18 protein-coding genes are annotated in these 16,304 nt (G+C 38.6%); 8 read left to right on the forward strand and 10 right to left on the reverse strand.

The features are described from left to right. Nucleotides 1-44 precede the first annotated feature (44 nt). The 6 genes from BMX63_RS16290 (at nt 45) to BMX63_RS16315 (ending at nt 2,110) form a co-directional block, all read left to right on the forward strand. Nucleotides 45-266 carry a spore germination protein gene (locus BMX63_RS16290; RefSeq protein WP_093137473.1) on the forward strand — a complete coding sequence of 74 codons (222 nt, stop codon included), beginning with the start codon at nt 45-47 and terminating at the stop codon, nt 264-266. A gap of 14 nt (nt 267-280) precedes the next feature. Next, entirely contained in the window at nt 281-496 is a 216-nt protein-coding gene (locus tag BMX63_RS16295; RefSeq protein ID WP_093137475.1) for a spore germination protein GerPB, read from the forward strand. A gap of 65 nt (nt 497-561) precedes the next feature. Next, on the forward strand, nt 562-1,146 hold the full coding sequence (gerPC, locus tag BMX63_RS16300; protein ID WP_093137477.1) for a spore germination protein GerPC: 585 nt from the start codon (nt 562-564) through the stop codon (nt 1,144-1,146). Further along, nucleotides 1,143-1,328 carry a spore gernimation protein GerPD gene (locus BMX63_RS16305; RefSeq protein WP_093137479.1) on the forward strand — a complete coding sequence of 62 codons (186 nt, stop codon included), beginning with the start codon at nt 1,143-1,145 and terminating at the stop codon, nt 1,326-1,328. The genes gerPC and BMX63_RS16305 overlap by 4 nt, the downstream gene beginning before the upstream one ends. Nucleotides 1,329-1,331: 3 nt before the next feature. Beyond that, nucleotides 1,332-1,754 carry a spore germination protein GerPE gene (locus BMX63_RS16310; RefSeq protein WP_093137481.1) on the forward strand — a complete coding sequence of 141 codons (423 nt, stop codon included), beginning with the start codon at nt 1,332-1,334 and terminating at the stop codon, nt 1,752-1,754. A 137-nt stretch (nt 1,755-1,891) separates the two neighbouring features. Continuing rightward, nucleotides 1,892-2,110, forward strand: a complete 219-nt coding sequence (locus BMX63_RS16315; protein WP_093137483.1) for a spore germination protein — start codon at nt 1,892-1,894, stop codon at nt 2,108-2,110. An 804-nt stretch (nt 2,111-2,914) separates the two neighbouring features. Here the strand turns inward: BMX63_RS16315 and addA are convergent. From addA to BMX63_RS16330, 3 genes are all read right to left on the reverse strand, one after another. Then, nucleotides 2,915-6,652 carry a helicase-exonuclease AddAB subunit AddA gene (gene addA, locus BMX63_RS16320; protein ID WP_093137485.1) on the reverse strand — a complete coding sequence of 1,246 codons (3,738 nt, stop codon included), beginning with the start codon at nt 6,650-6,652 and terminating at the stop codon, nt 2,915-2,917. Next, nucleotides 6,653-10,144 carry a helicase-exonuclease AddAB subunit AddB gene (gene addB, locus BMX63_RS16325; protein ID WP_093137487.1) on the reverse strand — a complete coding sequence of 1,164 codons (3,492 nt, stop codon included), beginning with the start codon at nt 10,142-10,144 and terminating at the stop codon, nt 6,653-6,655. Nucleotides 10,145-10,727: 583 nt separating this feature from the next. Then, complete coding sequence (locus BMX63_RS16330; protein ID WP_425441504.1) at nt 10,728-11,435, reverse strand: TVP38/TMEM64 family protein; 708 nt, start codon at nt 11,433-11,435, stop codon at nt 10,728-10,730. Between the two features lie 286 nt (nt 11,436-11,721). Here BMX63_RS16330 and BMX63_RS16335 point away from each other — a divergent pair, with 286 nt between their 5' ends. After that, nucleotides 11,722-12,099, forward strand: a complete 378-nt coding sequence (locus BMX63_RS16335) for a YhjD family protein (RefSeq protein ID WP_093137491.1) — start codon at nt 11,722-11,724, stop codon at nt 12,097-12,099. Nucleotides 12,100-12,156: 57 nt separating this feature from the next. Here BMX63_RS16335 and BMX63_RS16340 read toward each other — a convergent pair whose 3' ends face one another. Both BMX63_RS16340 and BMX63_RS16345 read right to left on the reverse strand, forming a co-directional pair. Then, a complete protein-coding gene (locus BMX63_RS16340) occupies nt 12,157-12,558 on the reverse strand; it encodes a competence protein ComK (protein ID WP_177167365.1) in 402 nt (133 codons plus the stop codon). 4 nt (nt 12,559-12,562) lie between these two features. Further along, nucleotides 12,563-13,087 (reverse strand): DUF5067 domain-containing protein, encoded by a 525-nt coding sequence (locus BMX63_RS16345; RefSeq protein WP_093137495.1) that lies wholly within the window; start codon nt 13,085-13,087, stop codon nt 12,563-12,565. Nucleotides 13,088-13,217: 130 nt separating this feature from the next. On the opposite strand from BMX63_RS16345, the gene BMX63_RS16350 reads away from it, so the two are divergent. Further along, nucleotides 13,218-13,466, forward strand: a complete 249-nt coding sequence (locus BMX63_RS16350) for a hypothetical protein (RefSeq protein WP_093137497.1) — start codon at nt 13,218-13,220, stop codon at nt 13,464-13,466. 62 nt (nt 13,467-13,528) lie between these two features. On the opposite strand, the gene BMX63_RS16355 is transcribed toward BMX63_RS16350, so the two are convergent. The 5 genes from BMX63_RS16355 to BMX63_RS16375 all read right to left on the reverse strand — a co-directional run bounded on the left by BMX63_RS16355 (nt 13,529) and on the right by BMX63_RS16375 (nt 16,121). Beyond that, complete coding sequence (locus tag BMX63_RS16355) at nt 13,529-13,807, reverse strand: hypothetical protein (RefSeq protein WP_093137499.1); 279 nt, start codon at nt 13,805-13,807, stop codon at nt 13,529-13,531. Further along, on the reverse strand, nt 13,797-14,399 hold the full coding sequence (locus BMX63_RS16360; RefSeq protein WP_093137501.1) for a hypothetical protein: 603 nt from the start codon (nt 14,397-14,399) through the stop codon (nt 13,797-13,799). The genes BMX63_RS16355 and BMX63_RS16360 overlap by 11 nt, the downstream gene beginning before the upstream one ends. 1 nt (nt 14,400) lies before the next feature. Next, nucleotides 14,401-14,826 carry a DUF6941 family protein gene (locus BMX63_RS16365; RefSeq protein WP_093137503.1) on the reverse strand — a complete coding sequence of 142 codons (426 nt, stop codon included), beginning with the start codon at nt 14,824-14,826 and terminating at the stop codon, nt 14,401-14,403. A gap of 190 nt (nt 14,827-15,016) precedes the next feature. Further along, on the reverse strand, nt 15,017-15,814 hold the full coding sequence (locus tag BMX63_RS16370; protein WP_093137505.1) for a peptidoglycan DD-metalloendopeptidase family protein: 798 nt from the start codon (nt 15,812-15,814) through the stop codon (nt 15,017-15,019). Between the two features lie 49 nt (nt 15,815-15,863). Next, on the reverse strand, nt 15,864-16,121 hold the full coding sequence (locus tag BMX63_RS16375; RefSeq protein WP_093132283.1) for a holin: 258 nt from the start codon (nt 16,119-16,121) through the stop codon (nt 15,864-15,866). Between the last annotated feature and the right edge of the window lie 183 nt (nt 16,122-16,304).

Below are 16,304 nucleotides of genomic sequence, written 5' to 3' on the forward strand. Positions count from 1 at the left end.
TACCAGCTTCTATACATACACTACCACAAAAGGAGGCGATGGAGATGCCTGCATTTGTTGGAGCAGTAAAAGTAAATAGCATCGGTACCTCGAGTATTTTTCATATAGGTGATGTCTATGCCATGTCTCCCGTAAGCTCTGCTAAAACATTTGCTGGTGGAGGTTCCTTTAATACAGGAGACGGATTAAACATCTCGTTAGACCAATCTTACACGTATGTAACGGACTCTGATATGCTCGATCAAAACATAATAGGCAATGCTTAAGGAGTGTAATGAAAATGAACTTTACCATTTATCAAAATATATCCATTCGCTACCTGAGAGTGGGTTCCGTGACCAATTCATCGGTCCTGCAAATTGGAAGTTCAGGAACGATTCAAGGCTTATCGAATTTATACAATACAGGTGGATACACACAACCTGCGGAGGAAGCAGAGCCAATTGGTGAAAACCCAAAGTTTCAACCCTTCGTACCATTATCTCCACCATCCTAATCACAAAAATTCACAAAATGCATACGATAATCTAGATATTCGCCCATTTCAGGAGGGAAGGGCTTATGCAATATTATGACTGGCAGCAATATTTAGCTACATTGGATAAAAAAATGAAACAGATGGAAAAACAAGTACAACAATTGGAAGACCAAGTTCAGACCATTCAGGATAAGCCTTCCACAAATATTGAAAGAATTGAATATAAATTTGATCAACTGAAAATCGAAACGTTAGAAGGCACGTTAAATATTGGTCTTTCTCCAGAAGGTCTATCATCGACTGAAGACTTGGCTATACCAGAGCCACAGCAACAAACGAAAAAAACCAATACCGAACAACCACTTGTCAGGGACATTATGCAGCAGCTACAGCCCTTTATCAATCAAGAATTACCATCTAAAGTTAACCAATTCGCTGAACGATCGGAAAATTCCTTTCCACCAGGTTTTGAAAAAATGATTATACAGGACGTTTACAGGCAACTCCCAGACCGAATCCACTATTATATTCGTTTACATGCCGAAAATCAAAACGGTTTGCTTAATAACCAAATGAAAGAACAGATTATTGAAGATGTGAAGCATGAAATGCTTCACTCGATTAAAAGGTTTATAAATGGAAACGAAGACAAAGGAGGTACGTCATGAACTTTACCGTTCACAATTGGGGGCTTAATGTTGGTCACATCCAAATAACAGGAGTCTCGTCTTCATCGGTATTTTTAGTCGGTGATAATGAAACAATCAAGCTCTCATCCATGTTTGACACCCCACCTGAATCTTATATTGTTGGATCTATTATTCCATTTGGTGCAGGCAGGGGAGGCTAATGTATGAAACGAAATGCTAAAGTTCAGCATATTTATATTAATTCCAACGCTTACGGATCTGTCATTCAGATTGGAGATGCAGTGAAGGCGGATCCTTATATTCGTGCAATTGCCGTTCAAAAGGAAGGAGCCTTTTTTGATACAAACGATTTTCCATTCTCCGCTTTTCCCCTGTATACTCGTCCATTTCCAGAGATAAAAGAAGAAAGCTCTATTCCACAACAACACCACCATAGAGACCGAAACATTCACGTCCATTCGTTTGATATTGAAGGAGTAACAGGATCCTCTATTGTTCAAGTAGGAAGTTTAAAAGACATTGATGCAAAAGCAAGACTAAAACATTTTCGTATATTAGCAGATGAAGATGAAAAAGAGGAAGAGAATGATAACGAAGAAAATCAGAAGGGAAGAGAAAATCGATAGAACGAGAACTTTTCGATACTTCCTTCATATAATGATAGTGCAGATAAATTGGCTTGGGAGCCATTAACTATGAATAGGCCATACTCCATGCCATACGTTTTGATTTAATGAGAAAAATAGCAAAGTAGGTGTCGTCTATGCCTTCCATGGTTGGACCGATTAAAATAAACAGTGTAGATGGCGGAGTGATTAATTTTGGAGATTCCTTCTATTTAGCACCCAAAGCCTCTTCTAAAACCAACGCAGGCTCCGGTGCCCTAAACACTGGTGACTTTATCAATACCAACAACGGCCTAAGCTCAACCAACCCATTCGATCCCGACTTCAAAGACCAAGGAAACATAGGAAATGCATAGAAAAGCGGAGGCGACTGGTTAGGCCCGACAGCATAAGCACAATTCACGGAGTGGCACGTTTTTAGCCACGGAAGGGCTTTGGCTTATGTCCGCCCAGACCTAGGAGCCGGAGCTAGGCATTCCAAAAGCGCAGACGAGTGATATATGACATCACTACAAAAATATGCGATAAAATATCCTTCATCAATCTGATGAAGGATATTTTACCTTTCCACATCAATCAAGGCCTTATTTGGAGTTATTCTATCCCTATTTTTCTTCCCAAATAATATCCCAGGATCTTTTCTTCTTAAAAGATTTTAGAGCAAAAGGAAATCCTGTCTATTTATAAAATAATTCGGTCAGTTTAAAGACTAATTCATTCGAATCCATTATGGATTCAACTCCGAATACAAAAAATTCTGTTATAATAGGACCTCTTAATCTGAATCCTGTTGCTCTTTACGTAATCCATTCAGTTACTTCAGGAATTCCTTCAGCTGTTTGATTAATCCTGTCTATTCTTTCCCTATTCACGACTCTGAAAACTATATTTCTGTAAATGTAAAAGAATCCTGTCACTTCATCTCTTATTTCATACGTATATAAATATTATTACGTCATCCCGAACAATAATTAAGTCTTCCCTCTCCCTATCAAGGTTAGTAAAACTATTTATTGACTGAAACAGCCAGAACAAAAGCGGGAATCATCCGATTAGCGACCCAATCTTTATCCATAAAACTCCATCCAATTTTCTATACCATAAAAAAACCCAAACCACTTAATGATTTGGGTCGTAAGCCTTATTAAGATACTGTTCCCTTACTCAACCTCAAGTAAAAATGCTTGATCAAAAAAGTAAAGATAAGCCTTCTTCACCGGCTGATTCCAAATTTGTTCCACTGCTCGGCGGTACATCTGTAATTGGAACTGATACCTTTTTTTATAATTTTCCTTATCCTTCTCCGTTAATTCCTGAGGCATTTGATCTGTTTTATAATCTAACAGAATCCAGCTATCGTTATCTTGAACAAGACAGTCAATCACCCCTTGTAACAAAACGACTTCTCCCTTTTCTTTTCCAGTCTCCCAGTCAGCATATACTTCTTCCGCTGGGATACCAAGGCTAAAAGGAATTTCACGTACGATTTCTTTAGCAGAAAGGAGTTTCTCTCCGATTTCTGTTTGATAAAATTGGGCAATCGCCTGCTTATCAATCACATCCGCTTCCTCTCTTGTAAGCAGTTCCCTGGAAACAAAGCTTTGTATATACGTTTCAATATCCTCCTCGGAAAGTACCCGCTCAAATGGAAGATGCTGCATGACTGTATGCATGGCGCTGCCTTTTTCAGCCGCCGTTAACACTTGATTTTCCTGCATAAAGCGTGGTCTCTTCATAATTGGACGTTGACGCTGAAAGCTTCGTACTAATGTATCTCCGCTATATTCATCCTTCATTTCACGCTGGCGCTTCAACTCGGTTACAGACTGCTTCGCACGATGAAAAGCTGCTTTTTCATAAGGATACTGATACGTTAATCTCCGCTCTACATCCTCATATAAGACATCCCGCTTATTATGAATAGGTTCCCAATCGAAAACTGATTTTCTCAGGTCCTCTTTTCGTTCTTTCGTGATTGTCTCAGGATTCGCAAATTCACTTGCATGATGAACTGAAATAGCCCAGCTCGATTCATCCTCCCAAATGTCTTGAGGAATAGCCGGAGCTTCTCCTTCTTCCCGCAATACATGGCCTGACTTATGCCGAATCAACGCTGGAGCTACCCAGTCTAAGTAATTCGTAGATTCTAAGCGGAAATAAGGTGGCAATACCCATTCTTGCTCTTCTGCTATCATTTGCCATTTTTCTTTTCGTTTGGTCAAATCCTTCACATTACCGACCATAACCAGCTTTTCCTTCGCACGCGTCAGAGCCACATATAATACACGCATTTCTTCAGCTATCATTTCCCGGCGCATCGCTATTTTTAAGGCATTAAAAGGCAGAGTCGTATACATAATACGTTTTTCAGGATCAATATATTTCATGCCCATTCCTAAATCTTTATGCAGTAAATACTTGGCCTTTAAATCCCGCTCATTAAACATTTTGTCCATCGCACCAACAATAACTGCTGGGAACTCAAGCCCTTTACTTTTATGAATGGTCATAATCCGAACCACATCTTCCTGTTCGCCTAATGCTCTGGCAGCTCCGAGGTCTTCTCCACGCTCCTCCATCCGCTCAATAAAGCGAAGAAAACGGAATAGTCCCCGAAATGATGTCGTTTCATAGCTGCGTGCACGGTCATATAATGCACGAAGGTTGGCCTGACGCTGCTTTCCACCAGGAATACCACCGACAAAATCGTAATAGCCTGTCTCCCGGTAAATTTGCCAGATCAGCTCCGATAACGCTCCCTGTCTGGAAAGGTGTCGCCAGTTCTCTAGCTGTTCTAAAAACTGACGGGCTGCTTCTGCCGTATCTCCATCGCCTGTTTTCACATAGGCTTTTAAAGCTTTATAATAGTTTTCCTTTGATGCTGCTAAGCGAATTTGTGCTAGCCCTTCTTCATCCAACCCTACAATTGGTGAACGTAACACGGAAGCCAATGGAATATCCTGCTGAGGATTATCAATCACTTTTAATAAGCTAAGCATAATTTTGACTTCTATAGCTTCAAAATAGCCGGATGACAGTTCTGCATAGACAGGAATACCCTGCTGCTTTAACTCTTCCACAATGGCTGGGGCCCAGGACATACTCCTCAACAAAATGACGATGTCCCGGTATTGAATATTTCGCAGTTGTTCCGTTTGCTTATCCACAACCTGCATGGGGGCTGATCCATCCGTGCCAATCCACTTCTTTATTTTCTCTGCGTATGCACGTGCTTCAATTTGAGCTTTCTTCAGGTGCCGAAAATCCTCTTCCCCCTCAGGCTCAGGCTTAGTCTCTTCATCCCAATCTGCATTATCCACTAAAAGCAGCTCACTGTCAGTATCATTCGAAACCAGTTCATCATAAATTTTATTGCTATAAATGAGTTCGGCTTCCTGATCGTAATGAATTTCGCCTACTTCTTCATCCAAGATTTGACGGAAAATGAAGTTCGTAGCGGATAAAACTTCCCATCGACTGCGAAAATTACGGGATAAATCGATTCGGACATTTTGATTGTCTGTTTCCGCAAACCGTTTATATTTAGAAATAAAAAGACTAGGCTCTGCATGACGGAAGCGGTAAATACTTTGCTTCACATCACCAACCATAAATAACTGACCCGCATCCTCTCCTGAAGTAATCATTTGCAGAATCGTTTCCTGAACCAGGTTAGTATCCTGATATTCATCAATTAAAATTTCCCTAAATTGTCGCTGGTATTGCTTTGCTACTTCAGAAGGCTTTATATTCTCTTCTGCTGATTCATCCAATAGAATGTGCAGGGCAAAATGCTCTAAATCCGCAAAATCAACGAGGGCTTGTTCCTTTTTTCGAGCTTGAAAACGCTGATGAAAGTCCATTACTAAAACAGCTAATTGCTTCAAAATGGGGTAAAGGTCCTGTAAATCCTTCATATAGGATTGTAAACTGCGGGAGAACCATTTTTGTTTCAAGTCTTCAAAACGTTTCTTATAACGGTTTCGATAGGCTTTCACCTTTTCTTTTTTATCTTCATCACAATCGACCTTTTTCCGGGACAAAGCCTTAAACTTCCCATTTTCCTGGAAAAACTGCTGTAGCTCTTCCCACGTACCATGTACCCGTGCTTTAGCCTCACTTATTTTTTCACGGTCTTCATCAATGGCATCCGCATAATGATAGGGGCCATCACTTTCACGTGTGAGATGGAGGGCAAGTTGGGTTTCTTTTAACATGGCATTCAGCTGCTGATCAAGCTCGGATTTAATTAAATCCATCCAAATGAGGTCTTCTGCTTTCGTCTCATCCGTAACATGATAGGTTTCTGTCATCTTCTCTAACCACTGCTCAGGCCATGGATTTTGCTTAGCAAAGTCATACAGCTTCATAACCAGCGATTCAATTTCCACATCACTACGATCACTGGAAAAGCGGTCTACCAAGGCAAAAAACAGTTCCTGTTCTTCTCCTTTTTTCCCATACCAATCTTCAAAAAGCTCTTCTAAAATTTCCTGACGAATGAGGTCCGCTTCTAAGTCATCGGCCAGACGAAAGCTTGGATCAATATCCAACTGGTAGCTATACTTGCGCACAATATTTAAGCAAAAAGAATGTAACGTGGAAATTTGTGCCCGTTGTAATAACGATAATTGTTTCTTTAAATGATTGGAATCCGGATGTTCCTTTAATGCAGACTCAAGCGCCTCTCCTACACGATTTCTCATTTCCTGGGCAGCGGCATTTGTAAAGGTGACGACCAATAGTTCATCAATATTCACCGGATGATTCTGATTGAGCAGCTTCTGGATAATCCTCTCGACTAATACAGCCGTTTTTCCTGATCCTGCAGCCGCCGCAACGAGAATATCCGTACCATCCGTATAAATGGCCCGTTCCTGGTCCTCTGTCCACTTCATCTATTGGTCCTCCTCTCGTTGTTCGATGTCAGCTAAAATGTCATCTTTATTTTGCTTTTTCAATATACGATAATTGTTTTCTTCTAAGGTTGAGTCAAACTGGCAAACGGAACGAAATGGGCAAACACTGCAAGCTGTTCTTTCATCATCCTGGAATGGATTGAGATGAACTTCGCCGCTTGTCATCGTAGTACCAGCTTCAGTTAACAAGGATCTAACATATTTCCTAAGACGCTCAAATAATACTTGATTTAACGTTTTTGAATTTTTTTGGAAGGTTCCGTCCTTCTTCAAACCTGCTGGAACAACTGGACTCATGCCGGAAGAAAGATCTAAATCCATTCGCTGTACAACCTTTTCATCTTCCAGTAAAAGACCTTTCATCTTAAAGTCTTTAAAAATTTCCGCTTCTATATCCGTTGTATTTAATGACTTTGGATCAGAAATCAGTGGATCATGAACATGGAAATATAACACACCGGCTGGATTTGCCCCTTTACCAAGCCACTGTTCCGCATTACTTAAGACAACATCCAAATAAGCCAGCATCTGAAGGGATAGTCCATAATAAACCTCTTCCAAATTTAAATCCTTTGCACTTGATTTATAGTCAATGATTCGTAAAAACAAATCATCTCCTACATCAGCCCGGTCAACCCGGTCAATTCTTCCCCGCAGGACAAGCTCATAGCCATCTGGCAATGGTAGATTCATAGGCGGAAGCTTCTCTCTCGGTCCAAAGCCAAGTTCAATCCCTGCTGGTGAAAATTCACTTCGCTTCGCCTGTTCCGACAGGATGTGCGTCGCTCGGCTTATAACTTTTTCCAGTTTACGCAAAATATATTGATAACGGTTAGAGCTAAAGAGAATTTGATGTTGTAAAATTGGTGAAAGCTTCTGAACAGCTCGCTTTGCATACTGAACAGCCTCTTGAGGGGATAAATCCCGATAGCTTCTGCCTTCCTGAATAATCCAATCTGTAATTTGCTTTAACGCTTCATGGAAAAGCTGTCCGATATCCGGAGCATCCAATTTATATACTGCTCTTTCCTGTAATCCTAATGCATACTGGGCAAAGTGCTGATATTCACATCTATAAAAGGACTCAATCCGTGAAACACTTGTGTTGACCCTCTCTGGATAGAGCTGTTTCGCCGTCTCCTTCGAAAGCCTAACAGGTTTATTTTCATAAAAAAGACTTAAGAATACTTTGCGGGAGCTGCTGATTTTAGAATGATTCTCTATGAACCAGTGATAGGCTGCCCAAAATACATCCTGAATCGGGTATCCGCGTAAATACTTTGCCAACTGCGAGGTCAAGACCGCGCGTGTCTTTTCCGGCACAGTTAAAAATCGCATAGGATTTTCTTCATCTTCATCCTCTAAAAGTAATGTCTCTTCTACTTGCGGAAACATGTCCCTAACCCGGCTAATCAGCTGAGAGGGTGTCTTCGTGTTTCCTTCCTCACTGCTTAATGGATAGCTAATCCACAAATAATCCTTTGGGGTAGTGAAAGCCAGATAAACGTAAAAACGATCATTCAGCAATTGTCTGGAGCTATTTTCTGCTAATGTAAGACCATGCTCAGATAAGAGATCCCGTTCCTCTTCCGAAATCATTCCTTCACCTGAAGGTTTAAGGGGCCATGCTCCTTCATTTACGCCTAAAAGAAAAGCACCTTTCACATCTGAAATCCTGGATCGATCGACATCCCCAACAATCACGTGATCCATGCTTGGTGGGACGTGGGCAAAGCTTAGTGATTCAAACCCGGTTTCCAAGGTTGTCCTAAAGATGGACAAAGACATGTCTTCATCGCCAATCATTTCCACCATTTCATCAAGCAGTTGAATGACAGCATCCCACACCTGCTCCTGTTCTCGAGCTCGTTCTATTTGTCCCTTCTCATCATACTCATTTCGCCACGCTTCTAATGTTTCTGGAACCCCAAGCTCCTCCAGCCATTGAAAAATAGCCATACAACGCCCTCTGACGGTACTGTGTTGGCGGATTTTCTCGTCAAAAGAAGCAAGAGAAGCCGTCACTTGATAACGAAGCTGATTAATCCGACGTTCTTTCTCCTGCTCCTGATCTGTTTTTCTCATAGAATCAAAACCGCGAAACTTCTGATAAATCCATTCTTTATCTTCCAGCCAGCGGTTTCGATTGCGAATTCCATATTCCAGAACATAGTTTTCCAGCTCATCAATATTTTCTTGTGTTAATGGCACTTCTTTATCTGTTGATGGGATAAAGTCGGTTTTCAACACCCGGAATAACGCATCATAACGCCAGTTCCCTTCTACCATATCTAATGCGGAGCGAATTAACTCAATTAAAGGGTGATTCAGCATCGTACGCTTTTCATCAATAAACACCGGGATATCATAATCTGAAAAAATGGTTTGGATTAAATCATGATAACTATCTGAATCACGTATTAAAACTCCTAATTCACGATAACGGAATCCTTCATCCCGAACTAAATGTAATATTTCCTGTGCAACCCCTTCTACCTCTGCTCTGGGATGAACAGCCTGAGCAAGCTTAATGGGGACTTGATCCTGATAAGGAATTATAGGGTGCTCATCAAAATGACGCTCAAGATGGGCAAAGTAAGGGCGGTCTTGAAACCGTTCCTCTTCAGGATACAACCAAACCGGCCTGCTTATTTTTATCTGATTTTCTTGTGCGATGTTTCGAATTTGTTCATAGGTCATTTTTGTTTGAAAGAATACATCAAGTTCGTTCGGTTCACCTGCTGGAATCTCATCCATCGTTAAAGAAATCGTAACTTGATTGGCTTTTTTCATTAAAGCATCCAAAACATATAATTCTTGAGGGGTAAGGCGGTAAAACCCATCCAAATAAATATCTGCGCCTTCTAGAAAGTCCGCTTCCCCTATCTTCTCAGCTAGAAGCTGAAGCTGGTCCTCATTGTCCATATAATGTTCCTTTAAAGCATCTGTTAATTGTTCATAAATGTACGCTAAATCCTCAAGTTTATACTGCAAGGTTTTTTCACCAGGATAGGAATGCTGAAATTCACTCATTTGTTCGGTTAAATCTACTAACTCATCAGAGGAAATTCGGTAACGTTTAAATTCCGTAATCATTCCTTCCAGCTGTTCCATAAATCCTTGCTTTTCGATTGCCTTTTGGAAAACCTTCCAGTCTCCTTTACGTTCCTCGGTAATTTTTCGGATCATCATTTGTACGCCGGTAGAGGTTATAAACTTTTTAATCCCGCCACCTGTCTCTTGAAATACTCTCCAGGCAAGTCTTGAAAAACTGAATACCTGAGCACGAATCGATCCTTGTATTCCTTCCTGTTTAAGAAGGGCATATTCCTGTTCAAACGTCATTTGCTCCGGAACTATGTATAATATAGGAGGTCCATTGGGAGATTCCTTTAATTGCTTCTGGATGCTTTTTAACGTATGATGACTCTTCTCCGTACCAGATTTTCCTAAGATGAATTGTATCGTCATGTTTGTTCCTCCCTTCCCTTAACCAAACCAGTATCACCTACACAGGCCAATGACTATTTATGCTGAAACACCTGACCATAGCTAATACAATATATTTGCATTTGTTTTTTTTACTCGTTTTATATTCTATTTTACGCCTTTAGCAGCATCCATTTCACTTGTTTTATCTTACTTTTGATAACATTAGAATATTCATATTCTTAAAAAAGGAAAATCCATAAAGAAATATACTCATTCATATTGTAACATTAATTCGAAATCAGGCCCTTAGAATATGAATTCACACATTTTTCCTGGTGATTACGAGCTAACGGTGGCTTTCCTTTGTATGATAGGTTTAACCTTACTTACGATTCCGATGGTAATTGGGTGGAAGATTGGCTGAAGAAGCAAGGGGCAGACAATTTCTCTCTATTCCTTCACCTTATGAGCGCGGGCAAGTGTAGGAAGTGTTAATTGAGCCTTATTAGCACACTAAAAAGAATCAAGCAACAAACCTCACTTCTTACCATAATAGGAAAGGAAGTCTTGAGTGCTTCATCCTTTTTTTCACATATCATTATAATGGATCGGTTTGCTTTGCTTATTTATATGCCTCTTTTGAGCTTTTAGAGGGCTCATCGTCTTCATCATTGTTCTTTTTCTGGCTATTAAGCTTAATAACCTCTTCTGATCTCTTTTGCAGTTTCCGTTCGCCTATCTTTCCTACAATCCAAAATAAGGCAATACAAATACCCACAACAATCGTTTTTACTGGTTGCTGTGCAAATGATGTAATACTCTCTCCTACAAAAGAGATGGTAAAAATCATCACAGCCTTACCTAAAATAACAGCTAAAATAAACTGTTGAAAGTGAATTTTTGATAAACCTGCGACCACATTAATCACTGATGAGGGGGAAAACGGAAAACAAAGCAGCAAGAATAAGGGACCGAAACCATGCCGCTCAAACCAATTCATCACTTTTTTGACCTGTTTATTCTTTTGAATGAATTTTAAAGGCCGTGTATTTCCAAGTTTTCGGATAATCAAAAAGACGATAATTGCGCCTGAAACCGCTCCTATCCAGGATAAAAAAAACCCTTCAAGAAGACCATAGGCCATAGAATTGGCCAACACAAAAACAAATAAAGGTAAAAATGGAAGCAAGGCCTCCAGCATCGGTAAAATGAGTCCTGGTAACGGACCGAAACTTTCATAGGTATCTAGCAGCCTCTTGATGAACTCATCAAATGTATTGTTTTCAAACATATTTTTTATATCATCAAAATTTTCAATACTAAATATCATCATTCTGCTCCTAACATGTCACCTATGCCTTTATTATATCTTTCATTTTAATGAAAAACGACCTTTTTGCCTATAGTTTTCGAAACTTTTTTATTTTGACTGTGTTTTTTTCGACTCATTTTTACCCAAACGTAAACCCTTTAAATAAGAAAAAACTTTATAACACTTTTTATTGCCGATAATTCGTGCATTTTTATTTTTCCCATATTTTTTTAGTTTTAAAATCGTGGATTATTGTATATAATATTATAGAACGAATGTTCGATTATGGTCTGGGGGAACGATAATGAGATATTTAAACGAGAAAGAGTTTAAGACAGCATCCAGATTTTTATTTCTTACCATGTCCATTGTCGTCATGGAGCAGGATATTAAACACATTGAATCAGGAAAATTTAAAATAAAAGAACCTTATGTAGAGCTTTTACGAAAAATGGAACATGAAGCCCGTATCGAGCGTAAAAGCTTACAAAAACAAATGAGAAAGAAAAATTTACAGGTTCTATTCGTCCAAAAAAACGATACCTTTTCGACTTATTTGTTTTTAGGAAACGGCTATGAAGAAGAAAAACGCTATTTTAACCCGGCGATTCGTAAAAAAGTTCAGGATATTTTGTATGAACTAATGTATCGTGCCATGGGCCCAAAGCAAAATAGGGCTTGATTAGTTCCAGGTTTCATTCAAATAAAAACAGGCCCTGAACTTAGGACCTGTTCCAGTTTAAATGAATGGCTCCGCCACCTTCTCATGATCTCCATTCCACGTATAATGCAGACGCTCCGTTAGCTTGTAACGAAACTGTGCCGTTCTCTGAATTTGATTCATCATCGAACCATATGAAACGGAAACGATAATTTCCTGTCCAGTTTTAAATATGATTTTGGTTTTGTCTTTATCCAATGGTTTAATCTGGAAAATATGAGAATGGGCAATCCATGCGCATGTAGGGTTATTGGGAGATGTAGTCGGGAAGAAAAACATTCCACTATGAGGATCTATTGCTATAGGGGATTTATGAGTAATGCCACACACACCTTTTGTGCCTTCTTGTCTACCTCTCAAGGTTATGAAGTAACATAAAAAGGCAGCTAACTCATTAAAGAGTGCTGCCTTTTGTTCCATTAAATTATTCAGATGTATTGTAAATACGCTTAAACTTTTCACCGGATGTTTTGCTGTCAACTATTTCTATATCTGCACCTGGACTTTGCAATTCAAAAGCCAATATAGCCTTAACAGTCTCTCCGCTATTTATCTTTTCATCCATTCTATATAAATCAGATTTATAATCTTCAGGTAATCCCCCAACAGCCCCCATGACTGTCTCTGTTGTGACATCCGATACTTCCGAAATACTCAATGGAATAGTTGATGCCATCCAAGGGCTTTCGGCTACATCGCTCTTGTTTGTAAATTCAACTTCAATAGCCAAAACTTGATTGCCACGTACTCCTTCTAATTGCTCTGATTCACCGAACACAAATTTATAGTCCTCGTTTTCAAATACTTCATTACTTGTTTCCGTCTCTTCCTCTGATGTTTCTTTAGTTTCTGGTTCGGTGGCATTCTCACCTGAAGTCTCTGATTCTCCATCACCCCCGCACGCAGCAAGTAGTAAAACTAGTAATGCAAATCCTATTAGTTTTTTCATGATAATTTCCTCCTTCAAAACTCCTATTCGACATAAATTGGTAAATTCCTACTCAGTGATTATAACAAAATAAAGGAATTATTTAACTTATGGTGAATATATAGATTTTATCACATGAGGGAGGAAACAAATGAATAAATTTCTGCATGTAGGTGACGTTTTGGAGGGACTATTTCAGCTTGTTGAGGAAGTTAAAAAGGATAAACATTTAAATCGCTGCTATGAGGAAATAAAAGAGTATTATTATTCACTAGAAAAAGATGATTCAGAGTATACACGGATTTGCGTAGAGCAGATTGAGGATACAATTGAAGCAATGGACAGGATACTCTTTAGCGTGGATATGATTACAAAAGAAGAGCCTCACCTGTTAGGGTGAGGCTTGTGTATACAATGATTTAAACAAGCAAACCTAAATTATCAAACTCCAACGTTAATTATTTACTGAACTTCAGAATGACTTTGAAGGTGAATCCGAGCATCTAGAACAAAAACATAAACGCCAAATCCTGTAATTGTTAGCATAGCAATAAACCATAACCAAAATGAAAAAACTAAATGTAATTGATTTTCAATGTTTGCACTTACAAAATGTATTCCAAATAACGCAATTACAGACATTACTACTAAAAAAAGCATTGAGGGCCATAGTTGTTTTGCAACTGTTACTCCTAACTGAGAATTAGAAAGACTTTTAACGGTATTAGGTTCAGCTTCCACTAGGATTACTCCTTATTTTCCTTCTAAATTTCATAAAAATGGCTAATGAGAAAAACAAAACAGAAGCAGGTACTGTAACGGCCCAGTCAATGTTAGAAAATAACGGAGGCATACTGGTTATAACACCTAAAGATAATCCAGTAACTACACCAGCTTTTTCAATATAATCTCTATGCGAATTAAGTTTATGCATAGGAATATCCTCCTCATTTTTATCCTTAATATATATTATATTAGCTATCTCTTCATTATGTTCATTTTTTAAAGCGCTATCTGTAATTGGATCGTTTGATAAAACTCTTCCGTTAATTAACTCACTCGATACATTCATGATTTGCTCATATGAATAATTATGGCTAATAGATTGTATGTTTGTTTCATCAAAAAAACCTATACTTATTAACCTATCGGATAATTTAAAACTTTCAGCATTAGTAGTATACTCTACTAACTCACTTTCTTTATCCGTATTTGTAATATAATTAGATGAATAAACTGAAGCAAGAGCTCCTCCTGTAATTAATAATTTTATAATGACTCGATTTGAAGTGAACTCTTTCTTAGTAAACCCTTGATTAGTACTCAAATTCATATTAATTCTCCTTTGGATGAACCATTAAAGGAAATTCACCTATAACTTCTTCATTTATTAAAATATTCGCTGTGTATTTACCTGATTCCCTAAGAGGAACATTTCTAAAATCAAAATTAAACATGAACCCATTTGCTTCTTCGGGTAGTGTTGAATCAAAATTTGAGTTTTTTGGTATATTCACTTCATTAGTGCTCACAACAACTTCTTGATTAGGGGAAATTAGTCTAAATTCTAAAGAGCTATCTATATTAGGATTAAGACTAATTACTCCAAAAGTAACAGAAAATGAAAAAGTACAAGGAATAAATGGTGGTCTAAACAGATTCTGTGGATTAATCACATGTAGTGCATTTCCTCTACCATTCTGATTAGTAGAATTTTGGGAATCCTCTGAAAAAGTAAAACTTGAAATAACTGGTTGCATGAAATCCACTCCTATATTACCAATAAGTGGTTATATGTATTTATAGTTTATTATTCTACATGAAAGATTAAATTCCTTCAAAAAAAATACTCTATTATTTATAGCAATGTAGATTCGAGTTTATATATTACATCTAAAATAGCCCCACCTGTTAAGGTGAGGCTTTTACTTATTTCTTACTTAATTTGTATTAAAACATAACCGCCCAGGTTTCAGGACCTACAATGCCGTCTACTTTCAATCCGTGGCGCTTCTGATAATCCTTAACCGCTGCTTCAGTTTTTGGACCATAAATACCATCAGCTTTGACACCAACAGCCCTTTGGATACGTTTGACATCTTTTCCTTCAGAACCACGCTTAATTAAGTGACCGGGATAAGGTACGATAGCATCTAAATTATAGTCCTTGTCCTTAGTGTCTTTGCTAATTTTAATTTCTTGTCCAATTTTTAGCGCATTAGGATCAACACCAGGATTAAGCTTCTGAAGAGTACCATGCTCTAAATCAAACCGCTTTTCAAGGTCCCAGAACGTATCGCCTTTTCTAATCTCATATGTGCTACCTTCTGGTTCAGGAGTCAAATCTTTTTCAAGATAATCAAGAGGATCTACAGCATCCGATTTGTTAATATTCCATTTTCCTTTATGCAATTCAAAGTGTAAATGCTGTCCGGTGCTGTCACCTGTGTTCCCCATAACACCAATGACCTGACCTTTATTAACTTTGTCACCTGCACTCACCTTTCGAGAACTAGTGCGCATATGTGCATACACCGATTCATAAGTTTGTCCATTGATTTTATGCTCAATCATGATGCACTCACCATAGGAACTTGACCGATAAGAGCGAGTGACCTTTCCGTCAGCTGTTGCATAAACCTCGTGGTAACCAGGTTTAGCAATGTCTGTGCCGTGGTGATCTTTTCTGCTCTTTCTAAAATGACTTGTAATTCTCTTCGTATCTGTTGGCCAAATAAATGTTGCCATTATTTATCCTCTCCTTTTCATAATAAAAAAGCACTTAAAAATGAGCGCCTTATTTCGCAACTTTATTCTTCTTTTTCACTAACTCAAACAAACCAGTTGAAGCTAACCCAGCTAAACCACCAGACCAAATACGCATTGTCAATCCCAAATCAGTGAACGGATAACCTACAATTCCGATTAGAATCCCGATAAGAAAACTAATGAACGGAATATATTTCTTAGGTATTTTCTGTGTCTTTTTCACCAATTCAACCAATGCAGTAATTACTGGAGCGAGGATTGTTGCGAACATTAAAACCTGTTCCATTCTTATCACCTCCTTCCTTTAAATAAATACTTTTAAAAAGGCAGCTGCTAATCCTAAAATGCCAATAATTAAACCGCCCCAATTCAGGACGGCTTTACCCACTTTTGATTTACCTTCTTCTACTTTTTGCATGGCAGCTACTTTCTTCTCTAATTCTCCAATTTCTTCCCTTAGCCCGTTATA

It is taken from the genome of Salinibacillus kushneri (genome assembly GCF_900111405.1).
GTDB classification, from domain to species: domain Bacteria; phylum Bacillota; class Bacilli; order Bacillales; family Alkalibacillaceae; genus Salinibacillus; species Salinibacillus kushneri.